At 64.9% G+C, this 25,788-nt stretch carries 31 protein-coding genes; 21 read left to right on the plus strand and 10 right to left on the minus strand.

Annotation, left to right across the window (positions count from 1 at the left end; all coding sequences use genetic code 11):
* Positions 1–99 precede the first annotated feature (99 nt).
* The 13 genes from JW897_RS18975 to nagZ all read left to right on the plus strand — a co-directional run bounded on the left by JW897_RS18975 (position 100) and on the right by nagZ (position 10,550).
* A complete protein-coding gene (locus JW897_RS18975; RefSeq protein WP_048412125.1) occupies positions 100–1,518 on the plus strand; it encodes a DegQ family serine endoprotease in 1,419 nt (472 codons plus the stop codon).
* The gene (locus tag JW897_RS18980) at positions 1,515–1,754 is read left to right on the plus strand and encodes a glutaredoxin family protein (protein ID WP_043641595.1); all 240 of its coding nucleotides are present in this window, start codon (positions 1,515–1,517) and stop codon (positions 1,752–1,754) included. The genes JW897_RS18975 and JW897_RS18980 overlap by 4 nt, the downstream gene beginning before the upstream one ends.
* A gap of 173 nt (positions 1,755–1,927) precedes the next feature.
* Complete coding sequence (lepA, locus tag JW897_RS18985; protein ID WP_205467280.1) at positions 1,928–3,721, plus strand: translation elongation factor 4; 1,794 nt, start codon at positions 1,928–1,930, stop codon at positions 3,719–3,721.
* Complete coding sequence (lepB, locus tag JW897_RS18990) at positions 3,722–4,690, plus strand: signal peptidase I (protein WP_205467281.1); 969 nt, start codon at positions 3,722–3,724, stop codon at positions 4,688–4,690.
* Between the two features lie 31 nt (positions 4,691–4,721).
* Entirely contained in the window at positions 4,722–5,084 is a 363-nt protein-coding gene (locus tag JW897_RS18995; RefSeq protein WP_048412123.1) for a DUF4845 domain-containing protein, read from the plus strand.
* A 5-nt stretch (positions 5,085–5,089) separates the two neighbouring features.
* Entirely contained in the window at positions 5,090–5,800 is a 711-nt protein-coding gene (rnc, locus tag JW897_RS19000; protein ID WP_048412122.1) for a ribonuclease III, read from the plus strand.
* Positions 5,797–6,687, plus strand: coding sequence for a GTPase Era (gene era, locus JW897_RS19005; protein WP_205467282.1), 891 nt, complete (start codon positions 5,797–5,799; stop codon positions 6,685–6,687). Before rnc ends, era begins: the two co-directional genes overlap by 4 nt.
* A gap of 7 nt (positions 6,688–6,694) precedes the next feature.
* Positions 6,695–7,018, plus strand: coding sequence for an antibiotic biosynthesis monooxygenase family protein (locus JW897_RS19010; RefSeq protein WP_048412120.1), 324 nt, complete (start codon positions 6,695–6,697; stop codon positions 7,016–7,018).
* Positions 7,015–7,743, plus strand: coding sequence for a DNA repair protein RecO (gene recO, locus JW897_RS19015; RefSeq protein ID WP_048412119.1), 729 nt, complete (start codon positions 7,015–7,017; stop codon positions 7,741–7,743). The genes JW897_RS19010 and recO overlap by 4 nt, the downstream gene beginning before the upstream one ends.
* A gap of 25 nt (positions 7,744–7,768) precedes the next feature.
* Positions 7,769–8,491, plus strand: a complete 723-nt coding sequence (gene pdxJ, locus JW897_RS19020) for a pyridoxine 5'-phosphate synthase (RefSeq protein WP_197082922.1) — start codon at positions 7,769–7,771, stop codon at positions 8,489–8,491.
* 5 nt (positions 8,492–8,496) lie between these two features.
* Positions 8,497–9,060 (plus strand): metal-dependent hydrolase, encoded by a 564-nt coding sequence (locus JW897_RS19025; protein WP_205467283.1) that lies wholly within the window; start codon positions 8,497–8,499, stop codon positions 9,058–9,060.
* Positions 9,057–9,446 (plus strand): holo-ACP synthase, encoded by a 390-nt coding sequence (acpS, locus tag JW897_RS19030; RefSeq protein ID WP_205467284.1) that lies wholly within the window; start codon positions 9,057–9,059, stop codon positions 9,444–9,446. The genes JW897_RS19025 and acpS overlap by 4 nt, the downstream gene beginning before the upstream one ends.
* Positions 9,447–9,461: 15 nt before the next feature.
* Positions 9,462–10,550 (plus strand): beta-N-acetylhexosaminidase, encoded by a 1,089-nt coding sequence (gene nagZ / locus JW897_RS19035; RefSeq protein ID WP_205467285.1) that lies wholly within the window; start codon positions 9,462–9,464, stop codon positions 10,548–10,550.
* Between the two features lie 78 nt (positions 10,551–10,628).
* On the opposite strand, the gene JW897_RS19040 is transcribed toward nagZ, so the two are convergent.
* The 5 genes from JW897_RS19040 to JW897_RS19060 all read right to left on the minus strand — a co-directional run bounded on the left by JW897_RS19040 (position 10,629) and on the right by JW897_RS19060 (position 13,738).
* On the minus strand, positions 10,629–10,784 hold the full coding sequence (locus tag JW897_RS19040; RefSeq protein WP_167604380.1) for a hypothetical protein: 156 nt from the start codon (positions 10,782–10,784) through the stop codon (positions 10,629–10,631).
* Positions 10,785–10,801: 17 nt separating this feature from the next.
* Positions 10,802–11,380, minus strand: coding sequence for a LexA family protein (locus JW897_RS19045; protein ID WP_048412115.1), 579 nt, complete (start codon positions 11,378–11,380; stop codon positions 10,802–10,804).
* 136 nt (positions 11,381–11,516) lie between these two features.
* The gene (locus JW897_RS19050) at positions 11,517–12,071 is read right to left on the minus strand and encodes a thymidine kinase (RefSeq protein WP_048412114.1); all 555 of its coding nucleotides are present in this window, start codon (positions 12,069–12,071) and stop codon (positions 11,517–11,519) included.
* 29 nt (positions 12,072–12,100) lie between these two features.
* Positions 12,101–12,949 (minus strand): 23S rRNA (adenine(2030)-N(6))-methyltransferase RlmJ, encoded by an 849-nt coding sequence (locus JW897_RS19055; protein ID WP_205467286.1) that lies wholly within the window; start codon positions 12,947–12,949, stop codon positions 12,101–12,103.
* A gap of 21 nt (positions 12,950–12,970) precedes the next feature.
* The gene (locus JW897_RS19060) at positions 12,971–13,738 is read right to left on the minus strand and encodes a tRNA pseudouridine(65) synthase TruC (RefSeq protein ID WP_205467287.1); all 768 of its coding nucleotides are present in this window, start codon (positions 13,736–13,738) and stop codon (positions 12,971–12,973) included.
* A gap of 481 nt (positions 13,739–14,219) precedes the next feature.
* Here JW897_RS19060 and JW897_RS19065 point away from each other — a divergent pair, with 481 nt between their 5' ends.
* From JW897_RS19065 to JW897_RS19095, 7 genes are all read left to right on the plus strand, one after another.
* Positions 14,220–15,203 carry a BMP family lipoprotein gene (locus JW897_RS19065; RefSeq protein ID WP_162835137.1) on the plus strand — a complete coding sequence of 328 codons (984 nt, stop codon included), beginning with the start codon at positions 14,220–14,222 and terminating at the stop codon, positions 15,201–15,203.
* A gap of 118 nt (positions 15,204–15,321) precedes the next feature.
* Positions 15,322–16,851 carry an ABC transporter ATP-binding protein gene (locus JW897_RS19070; protein WP_205467288.1) on the plus strand — a complete coding sequence of 510 codons (1,530 nt, stop codon included), beginning with the start codon at positions 15,322–15,324 and terminating at the stop codon, positions 16,849–16,851.
* The gene (locus tag JW897_RS19075; protein WP_039755570.1) at positions 16,848–17,954 is read left to right on the plus strand and encodes an ABC transporter permease; all 1,107 of its coding nucleotides are present in this window, start codon (positions 16,848–16,850) and stop codon (positions 17,952–17,954) included. The genes JW897_RS19070 and JW897_RS19075 overlap by 4 nt, the downstream gene beginning before the upstream one ends.
* The gene (locus JW897_RS19080; RefSeq protein ID WP_048412109.1) at positions 17,954–18,919 is read left to right on the plus strand and encodes an ABC transporter permease; all 966 of its coding nucleotides are present in this window, start codon (positions 17,954–17,956) and stop codon (positions 18,917–18,919) included. The genes JW897_RS19075 and JW897_RS19080 overlap by 1 nt, the downstream gene beginning before the upstream one ends.
* Before the next feature lie 260 nt (positions 18,920–19,179).
* A complete protein-coding gene (locus JW897_RS19085) occupies positions 19,180–19,743 on the plus strand; it encodes a cytochrome b (RefSeq protein WP_048412108.1) in 564 nt (187 codons plus the stop codon).
* The gene (locus JW897_RS19090; RefSeq protein ID WP_048412107.1) at positions 19,740–20,297 is read left to right on the plus strand and encodes a YceI family protein; all 558 of its coding nucleotides are present in this window, start codon (positions 19,740–19,742) and stop codon (positions 20,295–20,297) included. The genes JW897_RS19085 and JW897_RS19090 overlap by 4 nt, the downstream gene beginning before the upstream one ends.
* A gap of 44 nt (positions 20,298–20,341) precedes the next feature.
* The gene (locus JW897_RS19095) at positions 20,342–20,911 is read left to right on the plus strand and encodes a YceI family protein (protein WP_048412213.1); all 570 of its coding nucleotides are present in this window, start codon (positions 20,342–20,344) and stop codon (positions 20,909–20,911) included.
* Between the two features lie 75 nt (positions 20,912–20,986).
* On the opposite strand, the gene JW897_RS19100 is transcribed toward JW897_RS19095, so the two are convergent.
* The 5 genes from JW897_RS19100 to JW897_RS19120 all read right to left on the minus strand — a co-directional run bounded on the left by JW897_RS19100 (position 20,987) and on the right by JW897_RS19120 (position 24,397).
* Entirely contained in the window at positions 20,987–21,556 is a 570-nt protein-coding gene (locus JW897_RS19100; RefSeq protein WP_205467289.1) for a hypothetical protein, read from the minus strand.
* Positions 21,553–22,206, minus strand: a complete 654-nt coding sequence (locus JW897_RS19105) for a DUF484 family protein (RefSeq protein WP_205467290.1) — start codon at positions 22,204–22,206, stop codon at positions 21,553–21,555. Before JW897_RS19105 ends, JW897_RS19100 begins: the two co-directional genes overlap by 4 nt.
* 70 nt (positions 22,207–22,276) lie before the next feature.
* Positions 22,277–23,107 (minus strand): diaminopimelate epimerase, encoded by an 831-nt coding sequence (dapF, locus tag JW897_RS19110; RefSeq protein WP_205467291.1) that lies wholly within the window; start codon positions 23,105–23,107, stop codon positions 22,277–22,279.
* 145 nt (positions 23,108–23,252) lie between these two features.
* Positions 23,253–23,684, minus strand: a complete 432-nt coding sequence (locus tag JW897_RS19115; RefSeq protein ID WP_205467292.1) for a hypothetical protein — start codon at positions 23,682–23,684, stop codon at positions 23,253–23,255.
* Between the two features lie 62 nt (positions 23,685–23,746).
* Complete coding sequence (locus JW897_RS19120) at positions 23,747–24,397, minus strand: hypothetical protein (RefSeq protein ID WP_205467293.1); 651 nt, start codon at positions 24,395–24,397, stop codon at positions 23,747–23,749.
* 312 nt (positions 24,398–24,709) lie between these two features.
* Between JW897_RS19120 and JW897_RS19125 the strand changes: the two genes are divergently transcribed.
* Positions 24,710–25,570 carry a methionyl-tRNA formyltransferase gene (locus tag JW897_RS19125; RefSeq protein ID WP_205467294.1) on the plus strand — a complete coding sequence of 287 codons (861 nt, stop codon included), beginning with the start codon at positions 24,710–24,712 and terminating at the stop codon, positions 25,568–25,570.
* Positions 25,571–25,788: the final 218 nt, after the last annotated feature.

Here is a 25,788-nt window from a genome sequence, read left to right on the forward strand (position 1 = left end):
AGCGGCTGGGCGCCTGGCGCGCGGCCGCTTCGCCGCCGCAATCCCTCAGCCGGCTCCCGCCGGCGCGTCTCAACCACAACATATCAAGATGGAGCGCTCATGCCGGTTAAAAAACTGATTGTTTCCGCCATGCTGGCGGCCTCTATTATGGCGGGCTCGGCGCCCGCTGCAATGGCCGCGGAACTGCCGGACTTCAGCCAGATCGTCTCTAACGAGGGCAAGGCCGTCGTCAACATCAGCACCAAGTCCACGGTGCGCGAGGTCAGCAATGATCTGCCCGAGGGCATGAGCGGCGACCCCTTCTTTGAATTCTTCCGCCGTTTCGCGCCGCCGCGCGCCCAGGAGCGGCAGGAATCGTCGCTGGGTTCCGGCTTCATTATTTCCGCCGACGGCTATATATTGACCAACGCCCACGTGGTGGCCCGCGCCGACGAGATCACCGTCAAGCTGACGGACAAGCGCGAGTACAAGGCCAAGGTGATAGGCTCCGACGCCCGCACGGACGTGGCGCTGTTGAAGATCGAAGCCGACAAGCTGCCGGTGGTGCGCCGCGGCGACGCCAATGCCTTGAAAGTGGGCGAAGGGGTGTTGGCCATCGGCTCGCCGTTCGGCTTCGAGAACACCGCCACGTCCGGCATCGTCTCCGGCAAGAACCGCATGCTGCCGGATGAAACCTTCGTGCCCTTCATTCAGACCGACGCCGCGATCAATCCCGGCAACTCCGGCGGACCGCTGTTCAACGCCCGGGGCGAAGTGGTGGGCGTCAATTCCCAGATCTTCAGCCGTTCCGGCGGTTTCATGGGCATTTCCTTCGCCATTCCCATCGACGTGGCGATGGACGTGGTGGCTCAGCTGAAGGCCAAGGGCCATGTCAGCCGCGGCAAGATCGGCGTGGTGATCCAGGAGTTGAGCCAGGATCTGGCCGCCTCCTTCGGCCTGGCCAAGCCGGCCGGCGCGCTGATCAACGCGGTGGAGCCGAACGGTCCGGCGGCCAAGGCCGGCGTCAAGCCCGGCGACATCATCCAGCAGGTGGACGGCAAGCCGGTGGAATCCGGCTCCGATCTGCAGCGGCTGATCGGCAGCATTCCGCCCGGCAAGCCGGTGACCTTGGGCCTGTGGCGCGGCCGCGCGGCCATCTCGGTCAAGGTGGTGCCGGTGGAGCAGCAGGATCAGGACCCGCGCTTGGCGCAGCGCGAATACCGCGGCTCGCAGCAGGAGCGGCCGTCCGAGCAGAGCTTTTCGCAGATCGGCCTGCGGCTGCAGGTATTGAACCCGGCCCAGTTGCAGCGCGCCGGCATCAAGTACGGCCTGCTGGTGCGCGGCGCCAATAATGTGGCGATGCGCGCCGGCATTCAGCCGGGCGACGTGATCGTCGGCATCGGCAGCGAGCCGCTGGCCAATGTCGAGCAGCTGAAGTCCGCCTTGTCCGCGGCCAAGAAGGGCTCGTCGATCGCGCTGCAAGTGCTGCGCCAGGGGATCACCCAGTTCATCCCGCTGCCGGTGGGCGACGGCAAGTGAAGCTGACGCTGTATTTCCGCGAGTACTGCAGCCTGTGCCATCAGATGCTGGCCGAGCTGCAGCCCTGGCGCGAGCGCTACGGCTTCGAGTTGGACGTCGTCGACGTCGACGCCGACCCGGAGCTGGAGCGCCGCTTCAACGAGCTGGTGCCGGTTCTGATGGAGGATGAGACCGAAATCTGCCATTGGCGTCTGGATCAAGCCGCATTGGCTGCACATTTGGGCGAAATCGGCTAAAATCCGCGCCAGTGTGAGTTTATGTCGGGGGCGCCTGGGTGCCCCCGCTTGCTGGATGGGCTGTCAACAGCCTGAGAGGTCGCAATCCTGATGATGAGCCGCTTTCATCAGGCCCGCGGCTTCCGTCAGCAGTTCCGGGCACGCTAGCGTGCCCTTATCTTTTGCTGGATATCATGAAAAACATTCGAAATTTCTCGATCATTGCCCATATCGACCATGGCAAATCGACCCTGGCCGACCGCTTCATCCAATTCTGTGGCGGCCTGGAAATGCGCGAAATGAGCGCCCAGGTGCTGGACTCGATGGACATCGAGAAAGAGCGCGGCATCACCATCAAGGCGCAGACCGCGGCCCTGAGCTACAAGGCGCGCGACGGCCAGATCTATCACCTGAACCTGATCGATACCCCGGGGCACGTGGACTTCTCCTATGAAGTGTCGCGCTCGCTGTCCGCCTGCGAAGGCGCGCTGCTGGTGGTGGACGCCTCGCAAGGCGTGGAAGCGCAGACCGTGGCCAACTGCTACACCGCCATCGAGCTGGGCGTGGAAGTGGTGCCGGTGCTGAACAAGATCGACCTGCCGGCCGCCGAGCCGGAACGCGTCAGCCAGGAAATCGAAGACATCATCGGCATCGAGGCCGTTGAGGCGGTGCGCGCTTCGGCCAAGTCCGGCATCGGCATCGAAGACATCCTGGAAGAAGTGGTCAACAAGATTCCGCCGCCGAAGGGCGATGCGGACGGCCCTCTGAAGGCTTTGATCGTAGACTCCTGGTTCGACAACTACGTCGGCGTGGTGATGCTGGTGCGCGTGATCGACGGTTCGCTGAAACCCAAGGACAAGATCAAGTTCATGGCCACCGGCGCCGAGCATCTGTGCGAGCAGGTGGGCGTGTTCACGCCCAAATCCGTCCAGCGTCCGAGTCTGAACGCGGGCGAGGTGGGCTTCGTCATCGCCGGCATCAAGGAATTGAAATCGGCCAAGGTTGGCGACACCATCACCCTGGTGTCCAAGCCCGCCACCGAGGCGCTGCCGGGCTTCAAGGATGTGCAGTCCCAGGTATTCGCCGGCCTGTACCCGGTGGAAAGCCATGATTACGAGTCGCTGCGTGACGCGCTGGAAAAACTGCAGCTGAACGACGCTTCGCTGAAGTACGAGCCGGAAGTGTCCCAGGCGCTGGGCTTCGGCTTCCGCTGCGGCTTCCTCGGCCTCTTGCATCTGGAGATCGTGCAGGAGCGCCTGGAGCGCGAGTTCGACATGGACCTGATCACCACCGCGCCCACGGTGAACTACGAGGTGGTGATGAAGGACGGCACGGTGGAAGTGGTGTCCAACCCGTCGCGGATGCCGGAAGCCGGCAAGTACGACGAGTTGCGCGAACCCATCATCACCTCCACCATCCTGGTGCCGCAAGACTATGTCGGCGCGGTGATGACGCTGTGCAATCAGAAGCGCGGCGTGCAGCGCAATATGCAGTACATGGGCCGTCAGGTGATGCTGACCTACGATCTGCCGATGAACGAAGTGGTGATGGACTTCTTCGACAAGCTGAAGTCCACCAGCCGCGGCTACGCCTCGCTGGATTACGAGTTCAAGGAATTCCAGAGCGCAGATCTGGTCAAGCTGGATGTGCTGGTCAACGGCGAGAAGGTCGACGCGCTGTCGCTGATCGTGCACCGCGCCTCCAGCATCTACCGCGGCCGCGAACTGGTGTCCAAGATGCGCGAGCTGATTCCGCGTCAGATGTTCGACATCGCGGTGCAGGCGGCCATCGGCGGCCACATCATCGCGCGCGAGACGGTCAAGGCTTTGCGCAAGAACGTGTTGGCCAAGTGCTACGGCGGCGACATCACCCGCAAGAAAAAGCTGCTGGAGAAGCAGAAGGCGGGCAAGAAGCGCATGAAGCAGGTGGGCAATGTGGAAATTCCGCAGGAAGCATTCCTGGCAATTCTTCAAGTAGGGGACAAATAAGTGGGCGGAAATCTGTTCTGGGTGTTTGTCGTGGCGGTGGCGATCGGCGGCATGCTGATCGCTTTTGGCGGCAAGAAGCAGGAGGGCGCCAAGGATTGGCCGCAGGCGGTGCAGTGGGGCTACCTGGCGGTGCTGATCGGCGGCTTCGGCCTGCTGTCCAACTATATGAGCTTCACCGCGGTGATGCTGGTCTTCGTGCTGATCACCGGCGCGGTATGGCTGGCGGACAAGCTGGTGCTGGCCAAGCGCCGCGTCGCCGAGACCCAGGCCGGCCATTTCGTCGATTATTCCCGCGGCTTCTTCCCGGTGATCCTGGTGGTGTTCCTGCTGCGCTCCTTCATCGCCGAGCCGTTCCAGATCCCCAGCAGCTCGATGCGTCCGGGCCTGGTGGTCGGCGACTTCATCCTGGTGAACAAATTCACCTACGGCCTGCGCGTGCCGGTGCTGAACACCGTGTTCGCGCCGGTGGACAAGGTGGAGCGCGGCGACGTGGTGGTGTTCAACTTCCCGCCCAACCCCAAGGTCAACTACATCAAGCGCGCCATCGGCCTGCCGGGCGACGTGGTCGAGTACCGCGACAAGCGCCTGACCGTCAACGGCAAGCCGCTGCCGGACGCCGACGACGGCAGCTACGAATACCTGGAGCAGGGCTTGATGATGGTCAACGCCAAGCGCTACAAGGAAACCATGGGTCAGCGCACTTACTCGGTGCTGAACAACGAAGGTTCGGCTACGGTGACCTTGAGCCAGGTGCAGGACTTCCCGTTCCGCGACAACTGCCGCTATGATGACAATGGTTTCGTCTGCAAGGTGCCGGCCGGCCATTACTTCATGTTGGGCGACAACCGCGACAACAGCTTGGACGGCCGCTACTGGGGCTTCGTCGACGACAAGCTGGTGGTGGGCAAGGCCTTCATGATCTGGATGAACTTTGGCGACCTGTCGCGCATCGGCAAAACCATTCACTGATAAACGCAAGATCGCAAGCTCGGAGCGCATTATGCATTTCAGCCGTCAGAAGGGTCTGTCGCTGTTTTCCGTGTTGTTGGTGATGATCGTGCTGGGCGCGGTCCTGGTGCTGGGCATGAAGGTGATGCCGGTGTACTCGGAGTACGCCGAGGTGCGCCAGGCGATCACCGCCTTGTCCGTCCAGAGCAATGTCGGCGAGTCTTCCGTTCGCCGGGATTTCGACCAGCGGGCCGGCGTGGCCGGCATCGCCTCGATCAAGGGCGAAAACCTGGTGGTGGTGGCCGGCGGCAACTTCGTGTACATCCGCGCCGCCTACCAGCGCGAGGTGCCCTTGTTTTCCAATATCAGCCTGCTGTTCAAATTCGATACCCAAGCGGGCAAGCCCCCGCAATAAGCCAAGTGACACCAACCGACAATAGATTCCGGCGCCTGAGTCAGGCGCTGGATTACGCATTTCAGAAGCCGGAACTGCTGCGTCAAGCCTTGACGCACCGCAGCTACGGCGCCGGCAACAACGAGCGTTTCGAATTCGTCGGCGACAGCATCCTCAATTACACCGTCGCCCGCATGTTGTTCGATCAATTCCCCAAGCTGACCGAGGGCGAGCTGTCGCGGCTGCGCGCCAATCTGGTCAACCAGAACACCCTGGCCGAGATCGCCCATGAGTTGAAGCTGGGCGATTACCTCTACCTGGGCGAGGGCGAGCTGAAAAGCGGCGGCTTCAACCGTCCGTCGATTCTGGCCGACGCGCTGGAAGCCACTTTCGCCGCGGTCAGCTTCGACTCCGATTTTCTGCGCGCCGAGCAGGTGGTGCGCCGGCTTTACGCCGAGCGTGTGTCGTCCATCGACACCTCCCGCCAGGCCAAGGACGCCAAGACCCGCTTGCAGGAAGCGCTGCAGGCGCGCAAGCTGGCCTTGCCCAAATACCGGATACTGTCGCAAAGCGGCGAAGCCCATGAGCAATGGTTCCGCGTGGAGTGCGACCTGGGCGAGCTGGCGATAGGCTCCACCGGCGAAGGCGGCAGCCGCCGCGCCGCCGAACAGCAGGCCGCCGAAGCGGCGCTGGACCTGCTGGAACAAAAACTCGCTGCGAGCAAGAAACGTATATGACTGACATCCAATACCACTGCGGCTTCGTCGCCATCGTCGGCCGTCCCAACGTGGGCAAATCCACGTTGATGAACCATCTGATCGGCCAGAAGATCAGCATCACCTCGAAGAAGGCGCAGACCACGCGCCACCGCGTCACCGGCATCCATACCGAGAACAACGCCCAGTTCGTCTTCGTCGACACCCCGGGTTTCCAGACCTTTCACAAGGGCGCGCTCAACGAAACCCTGAACAAGAGCGTCAAGGACTCGCTGGGCAACGTCGATTGCGTGCTGTTCGTGCTGGAGGCGATGCGCTTCACCGGCGCCGACCGCGAAGTGATGGTGCTGCTGCCCAAGCGCACCCCGGTGATCCTGGTGGTGAACAAGCTGGACAAGGCCAAGGACCGCGACGCGCTGCAGGCCTTCATCGCCGAGGTGCAGGCGGAATTCGCCTTCGCCGGCGTCGAAGTGGTCAGCGCCAAGCACGGCCAGCGTCTGAGCGAGCTGCTGGAGCAGGTGCGCCCGCATCTGCCGGAATCCATGCCGCTGTATCCGGAAGACATGGTCACCGACAAGAGCGAACGCTTCCTGGCCGCCGAGATCGTGCGCGAGAAGCTGTTCCGCTACCTGGGCGAAGAGCTGCCCTATGAAATGAACGTGGAAGTGGAAATGTTCGAGATGGACGGCGAGCTGCGCCGCATCCATATCGGCGTGCTGGTGGACAAGGAAAACCAGAAGCCCATCGTCATCGGCCGCGGCGGCGAGAAACTGAAGAAGATCTCCACCGAGGCGCGGATGGACATGGAAAAGCTGTTCGACGGCAAGGTTTTCCTGCAGGTCTGGGTCAAGGTCAAATCCGGCTGGGCCGACGACGTCCGCTTCCTGCGGGAATTCGGCCTGGACTGAAGCCCCCATGCACTATCATTTGGCGCCGTCCTGTTGGACGGTGATTTTTTCTCTGCAGCAAGGGCAGGAGATGCCCGGCAGCCGCGAGCTGCTGGAGCGCATCGCCAGGCTGGCGGCCTGCCAGGCCGGCTTCCTCGGCCTGGAGCGCGGCGAGCCGGGGCGGGAGACCGTGTCCTACTGGGACAGCGTCGAGGCCATCGCCGCCTGGCGTCAGTGCGCCGAGCGCCTGATCGCCCAACGCTACGGGCCGGAAGCCTGGTATCGGGTGTTCGCCTTCAACGTCAGCGCCGCAGCCGTCTGCCCGCGGCCGGCGGCCGGGGGCGCCGGATGAGTCAGCCGGGCAGGGTGGACCGCCAGCCGGCCTATGTGCTGCACGCGCAGCCCTACCGGGAAACCAGCTTGCTGGTGGAGGTGCTCAGCCGCGATCACGGCCGTTTCTCGGTGGTGGCGCGCGGCGCGCGCCGGCCGCGCGCCGATCTGCGCGGCCTGCTGCTGCCTTTCCAGCCGCTGACCCTGTCCTGGTTCGGCAAGGGCGAGCTGCGCACCCTGCACAGCGCGGACTGGGACGGCGGCGTGCCGCAGTTGTCCGGCCTGCCGCTGATCTGCGGCTTCTATCTGAACGAGCTGATGATGAAGCTGACCGCGCGCGACGACCCCGAGCCGCGCGCCTTCGCCGTTTACGACGCCGCGGTGCGCGGCCTGGCTCGCCAGGGCGGCCTGGCGGCGGTGCTGCGCCGCTACGAGCTGCGGCTGATCCAGGTGCTGGGCTACGCGCCCAGTCTGCTGCGCGACGGCGACGGCGCGGAAGTGGACGCCGGCGCCGATTATTGGTGCCAGGGCAACGCCGCGCCGGAGCGCGACGCCGGCCAGAGCCTGGAGCGCGGGCTGCGCCTCAGCGGCGCCAGCCTGTTGGCGATAGAGGCCGACGACTACGCGACGGCGGCCACCCGGCTTGAAGCGCGGGCGCTGATGCGAGTATGGTTGACCGCTTTATTGGGCGAGGAGCCGCTGGCTTCGCGCGAACTGTTACAGGCCGTCAATTCCCTGTCGGATTGAGGCCAAGCTATCGGGAGTGAATATGATTCTGTTGGGCGTAAACATCGATCACGTCGCCACCTTGCGTCAGGCGCGCGGCACCCGTTATCCCAGCCCGGTGGAGGCCGCGTTGGTGGCGGAAACCGCCGGCGCCGACCTGATCACTCTGCATCTGCGCGAGGATCGCCGCCACATCCAGGACGCCGACGTGGTGGCGATGCGCCAGGTGGTCAAGACCCGGGTCAATCTGGAAATGGCGATGACCGATGAAATGCTGGCCAATGCGCTGGCGGTGAAGCCGGAAGACGTGTGCCTGGTGCCGGAAAAGCGCGAGGAAGTCACCACCGAGGGCGGCCTGGACGCCATCGGCCACTTCGCCGACGTCAGCCGCTACACCTGCAGCTTGCGGGACGCAGGCATCCGCGTTTCCATCTTCATCGACCCGGACCGCGAGCAGATTCAGCGCGCCTGGGACGCCGGCGCGCGCGTGGTGGAGTTGCACACCGGCGCTTACGCCGACGCCCATGACGCCGCGGCGCGCGACGCCGAGCTGGCGCGCATCCGCGACGCAGCCGCCTTCGCCGCCGAGCTGGGCATGGTGGTCAACGCCGGCCACGGCCTGAATTACCACAATGTGCAGCCGATCGCCGCGATTCCGCAGATCGCCGAACTGAACATCGGCCACGCCATCGTCGCCCAGGCGCTGTTCGTCGGCTTCGCCGAGGCGGTGAGGGAGATGAAGGCGCTGATGGTGGCCGCGCGCGGCTAAACGCGGTGCCCACCGTCGTCACCCACGCCCTGGCCGGCGCGACGCTGGCCGGCCTGTGCGCGCCGCGGCCGCTGAGCGTGCCCGGCATGGCCGGCTGGCTGCTGCTGTGCGGCGCGGCGGCGATGTTGCCGGACCTGGACGTGATCACCTTCAAACTGGGCATTCCCTACGCCAGCCCCTGGGGGCATCGCGGCATTTCCCATTCGCTGACGCTGGCCTTGGTCGCCGGCGGCCTGCTGGCCGTGTTCGGGCGGCGCTGGTGGCGGCGGCTGGGCCTGGGGCCCATGCGCGCCTTCGCGGTGCTCAGCCTGGCGGTGGCGTCCCACGCGCTGCTGGACATGTGGACCGACGCCACCCATGGCCCGGCGCTGGCGATGCCCTGGCACCCAGGGCGTTTCTTGTTCGACTGGCGGCCGATAGAGGGCTCGCCGCTGACGCCTGGCCGCTGGCTGGGGGCCAAGGGGGGCCGGGTAGTGAGTTCGGAGCTGCTTTACGTCTGGCTGCCCTGCCTGCTGCTGTGGCTGACCCGCGCGGCGTGGCTGCGCGGACGCGGGGAGGGTGGGCGATGATTTACGGCATAGGTACCGATCTGGTGGAAATCGAACGCATGCGCGCGATGTTCCAGCGCTGGGGTTTCAAGCTGGGCCGGCGCATGCTGGCGCCGGCCGAGCGGCAGGCCTTCGTCGACAGCGCCGATCCGGCGCGCTTCCTGGCCAAGCGCTTCGCGGTCAAGGAAGCGCTGGCCAAGGCGCTGGGCACCGGCGTGCGCGAGCCGGTGTTGTTGACGGCGATCTGGGTCGAGCATGACGAATGGGGCAAGCCCTTGTTGGCGCTAAGCCCCGAATTGGAACAATTTTTAAGCCAGCGCGGCGTGGGCGCGCGTCATCTGTCCATCAGCGACGAGCGCGGTTACGCGCTGGCTTTTGTGGTGCTGGAGCGCTCCGCGCCCGGCTAGAGAGAAAGTAGACCGATGCAGCAGACTCAACAGAGCGCGGCCTTGCCGCGCGGGCCGGTGATGGCGGGCGTGGCCGGCCTGCGGCTGACGGACGAAGAGAAGCGGCGCTTGTCGCATCCGCTGGTGGGCGGGGTGATCCTGTTCCGCCGCAATTTCCAGGACATCGAGCAGCTGAAGGCGCTGAGCGCGGAAATCCGCGCGCTGCGCAGCCCGCATCTGCTGATCGCGGTGGACCACGAGGGCGGCCGGGTGCAGCGTTTCCTCGACGGCTTCACCCGTCTGCCGCCGATGCAGGTCTTGGGCAAGATGTGGGAGCAAGACCGCGCGGCGGCGCTGGAGCAGGCGGAGAACGTAGGCTATGTGCTGGCGGCCGAGCTGTCCGCCTGCGGCGTCGACCTGTCCTTCACCCCGGTGCTGGACCTGGACTGGGGGCGTTGCGCGGTGATCGGCAACCGCAGCTTCCACCGCGATCCGGCCATCGTGGCCGATCTGGCCGAAGCGCTGCAGCGCGGCCTGGCGCGCGGCGGCATGTCCACCTGCGGCAAGCATTTCCCGGGTCATGGCTTTGTCGAGGGCGACAGCCATCATCTGATGCCTGAGGACGGCCGCAGCTTGGCCGAGCTGGAGGCGGACGATTTAATCCCCTTCGGCCGTCTGGCGGCGGCGGGCATGGGCTCGGTGATGCCGGCGCATGTGCTGTACCCGGCGGTGGACGCGCAGCCGGCCGGCTTCTCGCGGGTCTGGCTGCAGCAGGTGTTGCGCGGCCGGCTGGGTTTTGACGGGGTGATTTTCTCCGACGCGCTGGACATGGAGGGCGCGGCCGGCGCCGGCAGCTTCGTGCAGCGCGCCGATGCGGCCTTGGCCGCCGGTTGCGATATGGTGCTGGTCTGCAACGATCCGCGGCAGACTGATCTGATCCTGGCCAATCTGCGGCCGCCGGCGCAGCCGGATCTGGCGCGGCGGCTGGAGCGCATGGCCGGCAGGGCGGCGGATTGGGCGGCGGAACTGGCCGGCCCGGCCTTCGCCTCGGCGCGCGCCCAGGTGGAGCGTCTGAACATGCCGGCGGACGCGATGCGCGGGCCGGATGTGGGCGAGGCTAATTAGCGCCGCTGGCCATCATTGGCGGAAACACGGCCCGAGCGCATGGACGCCCGGGCCGTTGTCGTTTAGGGAAGCGTTTGCTTAAACAAACTGCACCGGCACGTAGAAGTCGCGCCCAGGGCGGCTGACCAGTACTTGCGGCTGGCCCTGGATCACCGCGCGGAAGGCGCGCGGCAGCCGGCGCCAGTCCATGAACTTCATCTTGATGCTGTCGTATTGCGCTTGAGTGTGTTCCATGGTGTTCTCCCGAAGGTTCAGTCCACTTTGTGGATGACGTTGGTGACGACGCCCCAGATATGGAAGGCGGCGTCTTCCGGCACCGGAATCGGCTGGAATTCCGGGTTTTCCGGCAGCAGGCGGATGCCGCCGGCGGTCTTCTCCAGCCGCTTCACCGTCAGCTCGCCATTGAGCGCGGCCACGACGACCTTGCCGTTGCGCGCTTCCGCCGCGCGGTCCACCACCAGCAGGTCGCCGTCGTGGATGCCGGCGCCCAGCATGGATTCGCCCTTGACCGTGACCAGGAAGGTGCTGCCCGGGCGCGGCGCCAGCCGGGCGTTGAGGTCCACGTCGTCTTCCTTGAGATCGTCCGCCGCCACCGGCGAGCCGGCCGGCACGCTGTTGGCGAACAGCGGCAGCGACAGTTCGCTGAGGTGGCGCGCCAGCGTGCGCACGTCGTCGGCCTGGGCGTTGTGGGCGGTGCGCCAGCTGCGGTAATCGTGCAGCCAGTCTTCCAGCACCGGCTTCAGAGGTTCCGGCACGCGGATGGCGACGGTCTTGTCGCCGCCGTAGCTGGACTTGCGGCCGGCGCCGCTGCGTTTGCCTCCGTGGCTCATGGCTAATCCTATGTAATGCAAGCAGATTTGATTGTGTACATTATCAAACTCCAGGGCAAGTTTTTTTTGCGCGCGGCGGCGGCGGACGCAAAAAAGCCCGCTGGCGCGGGCGGGCTTCGGCGGGCGGGGCGGAGCGTCAGAGCTGGTAGAAGCAGCGGGCGCAAACCGCGCGGTAGCGGGCGTTGCCGCCGATTTCCACCTGCGGGCCTTCCTTGACGCGGCGGCCGTCGGCGTCGATGCGGATGTGCATGGTGGCTTTTTTGCCACATTCGCAAATGGTCTTGATCTCTTCGATTTCGTCGGCCAGCGCCAGCAGCATGCCGGAGCCGACGAAGGGCTCGCCGCGGAAGTCGGTGCGCAGGCCGAAGCAGATCACCGGAATGTTGCGGGTGTGGGCCAGCTCATGCAGCTGATGCACTTGCTCCGGCGTCATGAACTGGGCTTCGTCGATCAGGATGCAGGCGGTCTGGCCGAAGTCCTCGGCCAGGAAGTTCATTTCCGGCGAGAAGGTGCGGGCCTCGCGCTGCAGATTGAGCCGCGAGGTGATCTTGCCGAAGCCGTAGCGGTCGTCCATCGCGCTGGTGAACAGCGCCACGGTCTTGCCCATGGATTCGTAGTTGTTGGCGATTTGCAGCAACTGGGTGCTCTTGCCGCTGTTCATCGCGGCGTAGCGGAAAAAGAGTTTTGCCATCGAAGGGGCCTAGGTGGGCTTGGGGCGTGTTAAAGATCGCCGCCGGTTTCCAGCACATAGCTGGCGCCGGCGTTTTGAGCCAGGTGCTGGGCGAGGTAGGGCAGCACTTCGCGCAGCGTCTGCGGCAGGGTCCACGGCGCGTTGAGAATGAACATGCCGCTGCCGTGCATGCCGAAGCCGTCGCTGGACGGCTTTTGCACGTGCAGTTCGGCGCGCAACCAGTTCTTGGCGCCCAGCTTCTTCATTTCCTTGGGCAGTTCCTTCATTTCCGCGCGCTGCAGGCAGGGATACCAGACGGCGTAGACGCCGGTGGCGAAGCGCTTCAGGCTTTCCTTCAGCGCGGTGATCACGTGCTGGTAGTCGCGCTTGTCCTCGTAGGGCGGGTCGATCAGCACCAGCGCGCGGCGCGGCGGCGGCGGCAGAATCGCCTTGATCGCCTCGAAGCCGTTGGCCTGCTGGATCTGCACGCGGCGGCCGGCGTCGGCGAAGGTGTCGGCCAGCAGTTGGTGGTCGGTGGGGTGCAGCTCGAACAGGCGCAGCTTGTCGCTGGCCGGCATCACTTCCGCCGCGCACCACGGCGAGCCGGGGTAGAGCTTGAGTTCGCCGTCGGCGTTCAGCGTGCGCACCACCTCGACGTAGTTGGCGACGGCTTCCGGCAGGTCGTCGCGTCGCCACAGCCGGGCGATGCCGGACTCGAACTCGGCGTTCTTGGTGGCGTAGCCTTCCACCAGCGAGTAGGCGCCGGCGCCGGCGTGGGTGTCGATATACCAGTAGGGCTTGGCTTTCTGGCCCAGGTAGTTCAGGAGTTCGATCTGGATCAGGTGCTTGAGCACGTCGGCGTGGTTGCCGGCGTGGAAGGCGTGGCGGTAACTGAGCATGGCTGCGGGGTATGGCGTTCGTCAGCCGCGAATTGTACCGGATTCGGCGTGGCCGCGCAGCGCGTCCTCCAGCGCGGCGCGCCAGCCCAGCTGTTCGACCAGTTGCATGAAGTCGTCCGCCGGCGGCGCTTGCAGCAGCAGCGGCAGGCCGCTGTCCGGGTGGCTCAGCCGCATCGCGACGCAGGCCAGCAGCAGGCGCCGGCTGCCGAAGTGTTCGGCGAACATGCGATTGTGGCGGCCCTTGCCGTGAGTGGCGTCGCCGATGATGGGGTGGGCGATGTGCTTCAAATGGCGACGCAGCTGGTGGCGGCGGCCGGTGTGCGGGGTCAGCTCCAGCAGGCTGTAGCGGCTGCTGGGGTAGCGCTCGACTTCGATAGGCAGCTCGACGCGCGCCAGCGTGCGGTAATCGGTGACGGCGGCCTGCGGCGCGGTGTCCACGGTTTCGCCTATCCATTCCAGGTCGTCCGGGCGCCGGCTCAGCGGGTAGTCGATATGGCCGGCGTCGTCGGTGTGGCCGCGGACCACGGCGACATAGCGCTTGTCCACCTGTTGGCGTTCGAACTGCCAGCTCATTTCCCGGCACATGTCCTTGTCCAGCGCGAACAGCAGCGCGCCGGAGGTGCCCTTGTCCAGCCGGTGCACCGGGTAGACCCGCTGGCCGATCTGGTCGCGCAGCAGCTGCACGGCGAAGTGGGTTTCATTGCGGTCCAGCGCGGTGCGGTGCACCAGCAGGCCAGAGGGCTTGTGGATGGCGATCAGCCGGTCGTCGCGGTAGAGAATGGGCAGCATGGGACGGGTGGAAACGGGTGGGGAAGGCCGGCATTGTAGGCGCTGCCGGCCGGCTTTGAAAGGCGGGCGATGCCGCTGTGCTGTAGTTTTATGTCTTACGCTTCCATTACGCGAAAACAACATTGGTTTTACATGCCATCGGCGTTTTTGCGCGCGGTCCCGGGTTTTGCCGGCTTTCGTTGCGACATGATATTTCAAAGTAGAGAGGAAGTTGTTTACAGGCCATGGGTGCGTCATTACAATTCGCCGCGCTCAAACAAGAATGACAGGGCGGCGTCTGTGCCGATTGCGATCCCGTTTGCCATGGGATGGCGGCAGGACCGCTTCCGCGCAACCTGGCGTGTAGTTGCGACGCTACATGACGAAGGGTTGGCGGGCGCTTTGCTTCGCTGCACGGCACGGGAACCACAGGGGGTGATCGGCGTGCGGGTTGACCAACAAACTCCATAGAGTCATAGAGATGAAAATCCAGCTGAAACGAATGAGCTTTGCCGTAGCGGCCGCGGTGCTGTCCACCTCCGCTTTCGCCAAAGAGTTCTCGCCCGCCGTGGTCTACGACATGGCCGGCAAGTTTGACAAGAGCTTCAACGAGTCCGCGTACAACGGCGCCGAGCGTTTCAAGAAGGAATTCAAGATCAATTACCGCGACGGTCAGATCGCGTCCGAAGCCCAGAAAGAGCAGCTGCTGCGCAATATGGCGCGTCGCGACGCCGACATCGTGGTGGCGATCGGCTTCTCCTTCACCCAGGCTGTGGAGACCGTGGCCAAGGAATTCCCCAAGGTCAAGTTCACTCTGATCGACGCGGTGGCAAAAGGTTCCAACGTTCAAAGCATCGTGTTCAAGGAACAGGAAGGCGCCTTCCTGACCGGCGTGGCCGCGGCGATGGCTTCCAAGAGCGGCAAGGTGGGCTTTGTCGGCGGCATGGACGTGCCGCTGATCCGCGCCTTCGGCTGTGGCTATGTGCAGGGCGTCAAGTTCACCAATAAGAACGCCAGCGTGATCCAGAACATGACCGGCACCACCCCGCAGGCCTTCAACGACCCGGCGCGCGGCACTGAGCTGGCCAAGAGCCAGTTCGACCGCGGCGTGGACGTGGTGTTCGCCGCCGCCGGCGGCACCGGCCTGGGCGTGCTGCAAGCCGCCAAGGCCGCCGGCAAGTACTCCATCGGCGTGGACAGTAACCAGAACCACCTGTACCCGGGCTCGGTGCTGACCTCCATGGTCAAGCGCGTGGACGTGGCGGTGTTCAACACCTTCAAGGACGCCAAGAACGGTTCCTGGAAGCCGGAAGTGAAGATTCTGGGCTTGAAAGAGGCCGGCGTGGATTGGGCGCTGGACGCCAACAACCGCAAAGTGATCACTCCGGCGATGGAGAAGAAGATCAACGCCGCCAAGGCCGACATCATCGGCGGCAAGATCAAGGTGGTGGATTACCGCTCCAACAACAGCTGCCCGGTGCAATAAGCTGAGCTGAGTTTTCCCTGATCCGTTTCGGGGACGCAGGCACGATGAGCTTCATCGTGCCTGTTTGTTCATGCCGCAGCGGAATCAGATTGACCCTAACCAGGGAATATGAATAAGCATGACCGAGTTTGCCATTGAGCTGGCGGGCATCAACAAGAGTTTTGGTGCCGTCAAAGCCAACCGCGACGTCTCGATGAAAATCGCCAAGGGCACCGTCCATGGCGTCATCGGCGAAAACGGGGCCGGTAAATCCACGTTGATGAGCATTCTGTACGGCTATTACCAGGCCGACAGCGGCGCCATCCGGGTGAACGGCAAGGAAGCGCCGATCCGCAACAGCCAGGAAGCCATCGAGCTGGGAATCGGCATGGTGCATCAGCATTTCATGCTGGTGGACACCTTTACCGTGCTGGAAAACATCGTGCTGGGCGCCGAAGGCGGCCTGGTGCTGAAAAAAGGGCTGGACGAGGCCCGCGAGCATCTGAAAGAGCTCAACCGCAATTACTCGCTGGAGGTGGATCCGGACGCGCTGGTGGGCGATCTGGGCGTGGGCCTGCAGCAAAGGGTGGAAATCCTCAAGGCGCTGTACCGCGGCGCCGACGTGCTGATCCTGGACGAGCCCACCGCGGTGCTGACGCCGCAGGAAGCCGACCACCTGTTCCACATCCTGCGTTCGCTGAAGGCGCAGGGCAAGACGGTGATCCTGATCACCCACAAGCTGCGCGAGGTGATGGACATCACCGACGGCGTCAGCGTGATGCGCGCCGGCACCGTGGTGGCCAATGTCGCCACCTGCGACGTGGACAAGGAAAAGCTGGCCGACCTGATGGTGGGCCGCAAGGTCAGCCTGAAAGTGGACAAGGCCGAGCGCGAGCCGGGCGCGGCGGTGCTCAGCGTCAAGAATCTGTGCCTGACCGACGCGCGCGCGGTCAAGCTGCTGGACCAGCTGAACTTCGAAGTGCGCGCCGGCGAGATCGTCGGCATCGCCGGCGTGTCCGGCAACGGCCAGTCCGAGCTGTTGGAAGTGCTGGCCGGCATGCTGGAGCCCAGCGCCGGCGAGATGGTCTACAAGGGCGAGGACCTGCTGCGCCGCCGTTGCGGTGCCCAGCCGCGCGCCGCGCTCTACCGCAAGCTGGGCATCGCCCACGTGCCGGAGGACCGTTCGCGCGAGGGCCTGGTCAAGGCCTTCTCCAGCTATGAAAACGCCATCCTCGGCTATCACGGCGAAACCGGTCTGGGCCGCGGCCCGTGGTATTCGCGCAAGCGCTTGCTGGCGCGCACCCGCGACTTCATCCAGCAATTCGACATCCGTCCGGGCAATCCGCTGCTGCGCGTGGGCCTGCTCTCCGGCGGCAATCAGCAGAAAGTGGTGCTGGCGCGGGAAATCCACGCCAACCCGGACCTGCTGTTGATCGGCCAGCCGACGCGCGGCGTCGACATCGGCGCGATCGAATTCATTCACAAACGGCTGGTGGAATTGCGCGACGAAGGCAAGGCCATTTTGCTGGTCTCGGTTGAACTAGAAGAAATCCTGGCGCTGGCCGACCGCATCCTGGTCATGGCCGGCGGGCAGATCACCGGCGAAGTGGCGGCCAAGGACGCCGACACCATTTCGCTGGGCCTGCTGATGGGGGGGCACAAGCATTGAAATTCGGACAACCTTCCACCTTGCCGCGCTGGGCGCAGCTGACGGTGCTGCCGGCGCTTAATCTGCTGGCGGCTTTGCTGGTGACCGGCCTGGTCACCTGGCTGATAGGCGAAGACCCTTGGGAATGCCTGAAGCTGCTGATCAACGGCGCCTTCGGCTACGGCGAGGGCATAGGCTACACGCTGTTCTACACCACCGGCTTCATCTTCACCGGCCTGGCGGTGGCCACCGCCTTCCACGCCGGTCTGTTCAATATCGGCGGCGAAGGCCAGACCTATCTGGCCGGCCTGGGCGTCACCCTGGTGGTGCTGGGCTTCGACCACAGCCTGCCGCCGGCGGTGCTGGTGCCGCTGGCCATCCTGGCGGCGATGGGCTTCGGCGCGGCCTGGGCCTTCGTGCCGGGCTGGCTGCAGGCCAAGCGGGGCAGCCACATCGTGGTGACCACCATCATGTTCAACTTCATCGCTTATTCCTTGATGTTGTACCTGATCAGCCATCACCTGATCGAAGCCGGCTCGCAGAACCCGACCACGCGCGAATTCGGCCAGGCGGCCTGGATTCCCGCCATCCATGAACTGGCGGCGCGCTTTGGCGTGGAGATTCCCACCTCGCCGCTGAACCTGACCTTCGTGATGTCCTTGCTGGCCGCCGCGCTGTTCTACCTGGTGGTGTGGCATAGCCGCTGGGGCTTCGAGCTGCGCACCGTGGGCACCAGCGAGCCGGCCGCGCGCTACGCCGGCATGAGCGTCAGCCGCGTCATCATCATCGCCATGTGCGTGTCCGGCGCGCTGTCCGGCCTGGCCGCGGTCAACGAGCTGATGGGCTCCGCCCACCGCATGAACGTGATGTTCACCAACGGCGTCGGTTTCGTCGGCATCGCCGTGGCGCTGATGGGCCGCAACCACCCGGTGGGCATCATCCTGTCCGCGCTGCTGTTTGGCGCGCTGACCCAGGGCGGCTCCGATCTGTCCTTCGAGAAGCCGATGATCACCCGCGAGATGATCATCTTCATCCAGGGCCTGATCATCCTGTTCTGCGGCGCGCTGGAAAACCTGTTCGAGCCGTTCATCGCCGGCCTGTTCAAGCGCAAGGACGACAAATAATGGAAATCTTCTTCAGTCTGCTCGATTCCACGCTGCGCGTGGCCACGCCGCTGATCCTGGCCGCGATGGCCGGCATGTTCTCCGAGCGCTCCGGCGTGGTGGACATCAGCCTGGAAGGCAAGATGCTGGTGGCGGCCTTCGCCGCCGCCGCGGGGGCCTTCGCCACCCAGAACCCGTGGATAGGCATGGCCTGCGGCATCGCCGCCTCGGTGGCGATGGCGATGATCCACGCCTTCGTGTCGGTCACCTACAACGGCAACCAGCTGATTTCCGGCATGGCGCTCAACACCGTCGCCTCCGGCATCACCCCGGTGCTGGGCCTGGCCTGGTTCCAGCAGGGCGGCAACACCCCGCAGCTGCCGGACGAGGGCCGCTTCCACGAGATCGCGCTGCCGTTCGCCAACGAGCTGCGCGACGTGCCGCTGCTGGGCCAGCTGTACAGCAAGCTGCTGTCCGGCCACAGCATCCTGGTGTATCTGACCTTGTTCCTGATCGTGCCGCTGGTGGCCTGGGTGCTGTACAAGAGCCGCTTCGGCCTGCGTCTGCGCGCGGTGGGCGAGAACCCGCACGCGGCGGACACCGCCGGCATCTCGGTGGCCAAGGTGCGTTACACCGCCTTGTTCTGGGGCGGCGTGCTGTGCGGCATCGCCGGCACCTATCTGTCGGTGTACCAGACCGGCAGCTTCATCAAGGAAATGACCGCGGGCAAGGGCTTCCTGGCGCTGGCCGCGCTGATCTTCGGCAAGTGGAAGCCGCTGCCGGCGGTGCTGGGCTGCCTGGTGTTCGCTTTCGCCGACGCGATCCAGATCCGCCTGGAAGGCGTGGCGCTGCCGGGCATAGGCCAGATCCCGTCGCAAGCCATCGCGGTGATTCCCTATGTGCTGACCGTGCTGCTGCTGGCGGGCTTCGTCGGCCGCGCGGTGGCGCCCAAGGCGATAGGCATTCCCTTCGTCAAGAGCCGTTAACCGGCTTTTGAGCCAGGCCAGAAACCGCCAGCGGGCTTTGCCCCTGGCGGTTTTTTGTTTTATATCGCATACGGGAACCTTGCCGTCGTTTGTTATTCATAGTGATTCCTAATCTCAACTGTAATTGCGTACTCCGTCAGTTGTTCAGAAAATTTGAATCTTTTGCGCTAATAATTTCGCTATGACGGCAATGGGCGCGCTTTTATGATTAACGGGCATGACAAGGTTTAATTTGCCGCTCATTTGTAATAAGGAATTCGATGCAACGCTACAGCCCGACACAGATTGCCCTGCATTGGCTGATCGCGCTGTTGATCATTGCCGCCCTGATCATGGGCTGGTACTTCAACAGCATGCAGATCACCTCGCCGGCCAGTTTCAAACTGAAAGCCTCCTTGATCGCCTGGCACAAATGGGTGGGCATCAGCGTGCTGGCGCTGGCCGTGCTGCGCCTGATCTGGCGCGCGCGCCGCGGCGCGCCGGCGCCGCTGCCCGGGCAGCCGGCCTGGCAGCTCAAGGCCGCCGGCCTGATCCACTTGCTGCTATACGCGCTGATGCTGGCCATGCCGCTGGTGGGCTGGCTGATGAGCTCCGCCAAAGGCTATCCGGTGGTGTGGTTCAACCTGGTGCAGCTGCCAGACCTGGTGGAGAAAAACGAAGCGCTGGGCCATGTGTTGGGCTGGACCCACGCGCTGATGGCTTACGCCATCGTCGCCATCGTCGGCCTGCACGCGCTGGCGGCGCTGAAACATCACTTTATCGATCGCGACGCCACGTTGGCGCGGATGCTGCCGTCCTGTCGCAAAGGAGATCCTCAAGCATGAAATTTCTGACTTCCCTCGCCCTGAGCGCCGCCGCGGCGCTGGCAATGGCGCCGGTTCAGGCCGCGCAAACGCTGAACGCGGCCAAGAGCACGCTGGGCTTTACCTTCAAGCAAATGAACGTGCCGACCGAAGGCCGCTTCAAGAGCTTCGCCGCCAACGTCAGCTTCGACGCGGCCAAGCCGGAAGCCGCCAAGGCGGTGTTCACCGTGGACTTGGGCAGCGTGGACGTGGGCAGCGCCGACGGCAACACCACGGTGCGAGGCGCGTCCTTCTTCAATATCGCCAGCCTGCCCAAGGCCACCTTCACCTCCAAATCGGTGAAGGCATTGGGCGGCGGCAAGTTCGAAACCCGCGGCACGCTGAGCCTGAAGGGCGTCAGCCGCGAGGTGGTGTCCACCTTCACCGCCGCCAGCGCGGGGAATGAAACCACGCTGCAAGGCAGCTTCCCGCTGCAGCGTCTGCAGTTCAAGGTGGGCGACGGCGCTTGGGACGACACCGAGGCGATCGCCGACCTGGTGACCGTCAAATACAAATTCGTTCTGACCGGCAAGTGACCTTGCCTTTCTTTACCCTGGAGAAAACCGACGTGACGACCAAAATGAAAACTCTGTTTGCCGCCGTGATGACGCTGGGCGTGCTGGGCAGCGCGCAAGCCGCCCCGGTCACTTACGAAGTGGACAGCTCGCACACCCATGCAGGCTATTCCTTGAGCCACCTGGGCTTTTCCACGCTGAGCGGCCGCTTCAACGACACCAAGGGCACCGTGGTGCTGGACCAGGCCAAGAAAACCGGCTCGGTGGACATCGTGATCAAGACCGCCAGCCACGACAGCGGCTGGGCGGCGCGCGACAAGCACATCGCCAGCCCGGACTTCCTGGACGTTGAAAAATATCCGACCATCACGTTCAAGTCCGACAAATTCACTTTCAACGGCGACAAGCTGGCGGCGGTGGACGGCCAACTGAGCCTGCACGGCGTGACCAAGCCGGTGACGCTGACCGTGACCAACTTCAAGTGCGTGGATGCCCACCCGATGGCCAAGAAGCCGTGGTGCGGCGCGGACGCCACCGCCACCATCAAGCGCAGCGAATTCGGCGTCGGCGCCTACGCGCCGGCGGTGGGCGACGATCTGCAACTGAACATCACCATCGAAGCCGGCAAGAAGTAAGCGCATCCTTGCCCGGCATGAAAAAACCCGAGTCGAAGGACTCGGGTTTTTCATGGACGCAGGCGGCGAAGCCTGTCAGGTCAGGCCCAGCACGATGGGGGCCAGCCAGTCGGACAGCCACATCACCAGCAAGGGGCTGATCACGGTCATGCCGCCGAACACCGTCCAGGGCAGGCGCGCCTCCGGCTGGCGGCGCATCACGAACCACAGCGCGCGGTAACAGGCGTAGCTGACCACCATGATCAGCGGCGGAGCCATCAGGTAGGACAGCAGCGGCCGCCAGTCCAGCAGCCGCGAAAAGGCGACGATGCCGAGGTGCAGGCTGAGCTGGCTGGCCATCAGCGCCGCCAGCTGCGGCTGGCGTTCGGGGAAGGCCAGGCCCAGCCGGCTGACCTTCAAGCTGCTGGCGGACCACAGCACGGCCGCAATGCCCAGCCAGGCGTAGGCGTAACAGAAGGGCAGCAGCACCGGCGACAGCGCGGTGAGGAAAGGGTCAGCGCGGAAGATCAGCGCCAGGATGAAGAACGACGCCGCGAAGCATAGCTGGGCGATGCCGTCGCGGCTGGCGATCAGCCGCCACAGAATGTGCAGGTAGAACAGCGCGACCAAGGCGAGCAGGAACCAACCGGTGGGCGTCGCCGTCATTGAGCCTCCAGTACGCGAACCAGGACGGCGGACACCTGTTCGCCAATCTGGGCCAGGTAATGGGTGTGCATGTCGAAGGTGAAGCGTTGCGGATCGTCCGACGCCAGCGCCAGCAGGCCGAAGGCCTGGCCCTTGCCGTCGCGCAGCGCCAGCTGGGCGAAGGACTGCAGCACCGGCGCGGCGGGGAACCAGGCCAGCACGTCGTCGTTGACGTAGGGCCCGCAATAGGGGGCGGACAGATTGCGCGCCAGCGCGGCCACCTCGCTGCGGGCGTCGTAGGCCGGGCCGGCGGACTCCGCCGCCGGGTGCCACAGCCGCAGCGCCACGCGCTTCAGTTTGAAATGTTCGGCGAAGCAGGCCGGCAGCGCGGTCAACACGTCTTGCAGATCAAGGCAGGCCTGCAGCGTCAGCGCCAGTTGATGGGCGCTGGCGATGATGCGGTCGTTGGCTTCGCTGTGGCGGATCAACTGCTGCAAACGCGACTCCAGCTGGCGGTTGCGGTCCTTCAGGTCCAGCATTTGGCGTTCCGCCAAGGAGACCACCACGCGGTCCTGCGGCGCGCCGCCCGGCTTCAGGCCGAGGCGCTCGGCGTGATGGGCGAGAAAGTCCGGGTGTTGGTCCAAAAACGCCAGCACATCATCTGTCTGCATGATTTATAGCCCCCTATACGGCTGTGTTGTTGTTGCGAGCCCGCTGCCGTCTTGCGCCGACGGCGGGCCGTTAAATCTCGATTTCGCCCTGGAACACGGTGACGGCGGGGCCGGTCATGGTGACCGCGGCGTCGTCGGCCGGCCACTCCACCGTCAATTCGCCGCCGCGGGTATGCACCCGCACGCGCCGGTCCAGCAGGCCGCGGCGAATGCCGGCCACCACCGCCGCGCAGGCGCCGGTGCCGCAGGCCAGCGTTTCGCCGGCGCCGCGCTCGAACACGCGCAGGCGGATTTCATCGCGCGCCAGGATCTGCATGAAGCCGGCGTTGACGCGTTCCGGAAAGCGCGGATGGTTTTCGATGGCCGCGCCGACGCGCGTCACCGGGGCCAGGGCTACATCTGCGACTACCTGCACCGCGTGGGGGTTCCCCATCGACACCACGCTGACCGACAAGGTCGCATCCTCGACTTGCAAATCATGGCATACCGCCTCGCGCTCGGCCTGGAACGGAATCTCGTCCGGGGCGAAGCGCGGCCGGCCCATGTCCACCCGCGCCTGGCCGTCGCCCAGGTATTCCGGCACGATCACGCCCTTGGCGGTTTCCACCCGGATCCGCGATTTGGCGGTCAGGCCGCGGTCGGACACGAATTTGGCGAAACAGCGCGCGCCGTTGCCGCATTGCTCCACCTCGCCGCCGTCGTTATTGAAGATGCGGTAGCGGAAATCGTTGTCCGGAGAATGCGGGGGCTCCACCAGCAACAACTGATCGAAGCCGATGCCGAAATGGCGATCGCCCAGCTGACGGATGCGCTCCGCGCTCAAGGGGATGGTTTGACTCACGCCGTCGACAACCATGAAGTCGTTGCCGAGGCCGTGCATTTTGGTGAAGTGCAATTTCATTGGCGCGCCAGATCCTGCGTAAACAATCGGCCCGCAGCCGGGCCGGCGGTCGGGCGGCGGGCTGCGCGCGCCGAAGCGCGGACGGGGCCCCGCCGCCAATAAGGCAGGTTAGCACAGTGGCGTAGATAGAGGTACAGGCGCGCGCTCAGGCGCTGGCCAGCGGCTTGCCGGGCGCGGCCGCGGCGCCGGCGTAGGCTTGCAGGGCCGCGCTGGACGCGGCTGTTTGCGGCATGGCCTCGTCGCCGGTCTGGACGGAGGCGGCTTGCGCGTCGGCGGCGGCGGACTGGCCGACATCGTCGATCAGCGAGCCGGACGAAGACGTCGGCGCCTCTTGTCCGGTGGCCAGCTTGAGCGTGTCCTCGGCGGCGTCGCCGGGCTGGCTGAGCTTGAGCTGCATTTGCATCAGCAGCAGCCGCACCAGCGCGGCCATATCCAGGCGCGGGCGGCTGGCTTGAGCGGGTTCCGGCGTCGGCTCCGGGGCGGCCGGCGCAAGCTCGGGGTCGAAGGCGGCGGCGTCCGCGGCGCGGGGCGCTGGGGAATAAGAGGGCGGGTTTATCGGCGTGGAATGGATTTTCATCTCGGCTTAAAAAAGAATGAGCCGGACCCGGCGTCAGCCGCGGTCCGGCGGGGAAGGGGCGTTCAGCCCGCGGAGGCTTGCGCCTGGCCTGCGTCGCCGTTATTGGCCTGGTAAGCGGCCAGCGCCGCCTGAACCTGCGCGCCGCCATGGTGATGGTGGCGATGGTGGGGTGGCTGGCTTTGCGCCGCCGTCTGCAAGCTTTGCTGCAATTGCTGGTAATCCTGTTGCGCCTGGCTGAGATTGCCGCTGCTCAGATCCTGGCCCAGAGTGTTGAACAGCGAGTTGGGCGAGGAGGCCGAAGCGGCGCCGGTCAGCGCGCTCAAGGCGTCGCTCGCGCTGCTATCGCCGGAGCCGCCGAAACTGCTGGCTTGCAACTGACTGAGCATCTGCTGGAACAGCACGGCCAAGTTGTCGCTGGCGCTGGTCTGGCTAGAGGCGGCGCCGCTGTCGCCTACGCTGCCGTCGGTCCGCATGGCGTTGACCAGGCTGGCGAAATCCTGCCCGCCGCCGTTGGACGCGCTGGAATCGCTTGCCGTGTTGCCGGACGCCGCGGTCTGCAGGCTGGCGAGCGCCTGCTGCGCGCCGCCCAGATCGCCTTGCCGCACGTCGTCGATCATGGTCTGGAAATCCTGGCGGCGTTGTTGATGAACCGCCCGCCGTTGTTGCCAGGCGTTGCCGCCGGCGTCGATGCTGCTGGTATTGCTGACTGACATGGATGTTCTCCCGCAAAGTCATGATGGAGTTGTCGGTCGTGAGCCTCACGGAGCAGCTCGACTTCCATTGTCGGTCCGGTTCCGGCGCTTTGCCGGCGCGGGCGGCAATCCATGCCGCCGCAGCGGAGGGAATTGCCGTCTGGCGGCGAATTTGGCCTGTTTTCGCGTCAGAACAAGGACTTGACCCGCTGTTAGATGCAAAGGGCGTGCCAGCAAGGCGGGGAGATTCTGTTAATTTCCGTGAGACATCCTGTCGTGTTCGGATGGTCTTGTTATAAACAAGTCAGCCCTCTGAATCGCCGGGATGTTCTCATGCGTTTTGCCATTACCTTGTCCGATCGTTTCAAGCCGGTGCTGGACGTGTTCCTTCACGCCGGCTGGCAGCCGGTGAAGCTGTTCTGCACCCCGGTGGACCACCGCATGCATCACCACAAGGAATCGCTGGCGGCGGCGGAGCGCTTGGGCGTGCCGGTGCAGCTGTCGCGGATGCGCGAACGCGATTTGCTGGAGCTGGCGGAGCAGGATTGTGAAGTCTTGCTGGTGGCCAGCTACAACTGGCGGGTGCCGGACTGGGAGCCCTATCTGAATTACGCGGTCAACTTCCATCCGTCGCCGCTGCCCGTCGGCCGCGGACCTTACCCCATGGTGAGGGCGATCCTGGACGGCCATCGGCAATGGGGCTGCAGCTGTCATCAACTGAGCCGGGAAATGGACGCCGGCGATGTGCTGGCGCAGGAGCAGTTTGCGCTGCGCCCGGACGAAACCCATGAATCGCTGGACGCGAAGCTGCAACTGGCGCTGTACCGGCTGGCCGGGCGAGTGGCCGGCGACTTCGCCTCCTTGTGGGATCAGGCCCAGCCGCAAGGCGAGAACAGCAGCTATTGGCCGCTGTGGCGGGATGAAGAGCGGATGCTGGACTTCAGCCTGCCGGTGGAGGACCTCATGCGCCGAGTGCGCGCCTTCGGCGATTTCGAATGCCTGGCCGCGGTCAACGGCGTCACCGTGCACGTGCACCGCGCGCAAGCCTGGCGCGAGAGCCACGCCTATCCGCCGGGCTCCTTGATCCTGTCCAATGCGCTGAGCCTGTTGGTGGCCGCCGCCGACGGCATGGTGCTGATCAGCGAATGGAGTCTGAACCCGCCCGGCGGCGTCAGCGGCCGGCTGCGGGGATGAGGGGCGGTGGATAGTGTGAATTGTACCGCCGGATTGACGTGAGTTTTTAGCATTTGGCCCTAAACTTTTCCCCGATTCTCTAGATAAGACTTCTCGAATAATCTGATTTTCGAGAGGTCGGTATGGTTGCAGTGGTGTCGGGCGTGGGTTTGGGGCTGCAGAACAGTTCGCTGGCGGCGTTGGGCGGGCAGGGTCAATTGGGCGAGGCCGCCTTCGGT

This window comes from Chromobacterium alkanivorans, from assembly GCF_016937655.1.
GTDB lineage: Bacteria > Pseudomonadota > Gammaproteobacteria > Burkholderiales > Chromobacteriaceae > Chromobacterium > Chromobacterium alkanivorans.

Excerpts from the sequence above, each read along its gene's own strand:
- JW897_RS19100 (WP_205467289.1), bottom strand. The coding sequence starts at position 21,556 with ATGACGGCGACGCCCACCGGTTGGTTCCTGCTCGCCTTGGTCGCGCTG.
- JW897_RS19055 (WP_205467286.1), bottom strand. The coding sequence starts at position 12,949 with ATGCTCAGTTACCGCCACGCCTTCCACGCCGGCAACCACGCCGACGTG.
- JW897_RS19060 (WP_205467287.1), bottom strand. The coding sequence starts at position 13,738 with ATGCTGCCCATTCTCTACCGCGACGACCGGCTGATCGCCATCCACAAG.
- JW897_RS19080 (WP_048412109.1), top strand. The coding sequence starts at position 17,954 with ATGGAAATCTTCTTCAGTCTGCTCGATTCCACGCTGCGCGTGGCCACG.
- acpS (WP_205467284.1), top strand. The coding sequence starts at position 9,057 with ATGATTTACGGCATAGGTACCGATCTGGTGGAAATCGAACGCATGCGC.
- JW897_RS19070 (WP_205467288.1), top strand. The coding sequence starts at position 15,322 with ATGACCGAGTTTGCCATTGAGCTGGCGGGCATCAACAAGAGTTTTGGT.
- JW897_RS19125 (WP_205467294.1), top strand. The coding sequence starts at position 24,710 with ATGCGTTTTGCCATTACCTTGTCCGATCGTTTCAAGCCGGTGCTGGAC.
- dapF (WP_205467291.1), bottom strand. The coding sequence starts at position 23,107 with ATGAAATTGCACTTCACCAAAATGCACGGCCTCGGCAACGACTTCATG.
- JW897_RS19085 (WP_048412108.1), top strand. The coding sequence starts at position 19,180 with ATGCAACGCTACAGCCCGACACAGATTGCCCTGCATTGGCTGATCGCG.
- nagZ (WP_205467285.1), top strand. The coding sequence starts at position 9,462 with ATGCAGCAGACTCAACAGAGCGCGGCCTTGCCGCGCGGGCCGGTGATG.
- JW897_RS19115 (WP_205467292.1), bottom strand. The coding sequence starts at position 23,684 with ATGAAAATCCATTCCACGCCGATAAACCCGCCCTCTTATTCCCCAGCG.
- JW897_RS18975 (WP_048412125.1), top strand. The coding sequence starts at position 100 with ATGCCGGTTAAAAAACTGATTGTTTCCGCCATGCTGGCGGCCTCTATT.
- JW897_RS19090 (WP_048412107.1), top strand. The coding sequence starts at position 19,740 with ATGAAATTTCTGACTTCCCTCGCCCTGAGCGCCGCCGCGGCGCTGGCA.
- era (WP_205467282.1), top strand. The coding sequence starts at position 5,797 with ATGACTGACATCCAATACCACTGCGGCTTCGTCGCCATCGTCGGCCGT.
- JW897_RS19120 (WP_205467293.1), bottom strand. The coding sequence starts at position 24,397 with ATGTCAGTCAGCAATACCAGCAGCATCGACGCCGGCGGCAACGCCTGG.
- JW897_RS19010 (WP_048412120.1), top strand. The coding sequence starts at position 6,695 with ATGCACTATCATTTGGCGCCGTCCTGTTGGACGGTGATTTTTTCTCTG.
- recO (WP_048412119.1), top strand. The coding sequence starts at position 7,015 with ATGAGTCAGCCGGGCAGGGTGGACCGCCAGCCGGCCTATGTGCTGCAC.
- JW897_RS19105 (WP_205467290.1), bottom strand. The coding sequence starts at position 22,206 with ATGCAGACAGATGATGTGCTGGCGTTTTTGGACCAACACCCGGACTTT.
- JW897_RS19065 (WP_162835137.1), top strand. The coding sequence starts at position 14,220 with ATGAGCTTTGCCGTAGCGGCCGCGGTGCTGTCCACCTCCGCTTTCGCC.
- lepA (WP_205467280.1), top strand. The coding sequence starts at position 1,928 with ATGAAAAACATTCGAAATTTCTCGATCATTGCCCATATCGACCATGGC.
- JW897_RS19040 (WP_167604380.1), bottom strand. The coding sequence starts at position 10,784 with ATGGAACACACTCAAGCGCAATACGACAGCATCAAGATGAAGTTCATG.
- JW897_RS19050 (WP_048412114.1), bottom strand. The coding sequence starts at position 12,071 with ATGGCAAAACTCTTTTTCCGCTACGCCGCGATGAACAGCGGCAAGAGC.
- JW897_RS19045 (WP_048412115.1), bottom strand. The coding sequence starts at position 11,380 with ATGAGCCACGGAGGCAAACGCAGCGGCGCCGGCCGCAAGTCCAGCTAC.
- JW897_RS19095 (WP_048412213.1), top strand. The coding sequence starts at position 20,342 with ATGAAAACTCTGTTTGCCGCCGTGATGACGCTGGGCGTGCTGGGCAGC.
- JW897_RS18995 (WP_048412123.1), top strand. The coding sequence starts at position 4,722 with ATGCATTTCAGCCGTCAGAAGGGTCTGTCGCTGTTTTCCGTGTTGTTG.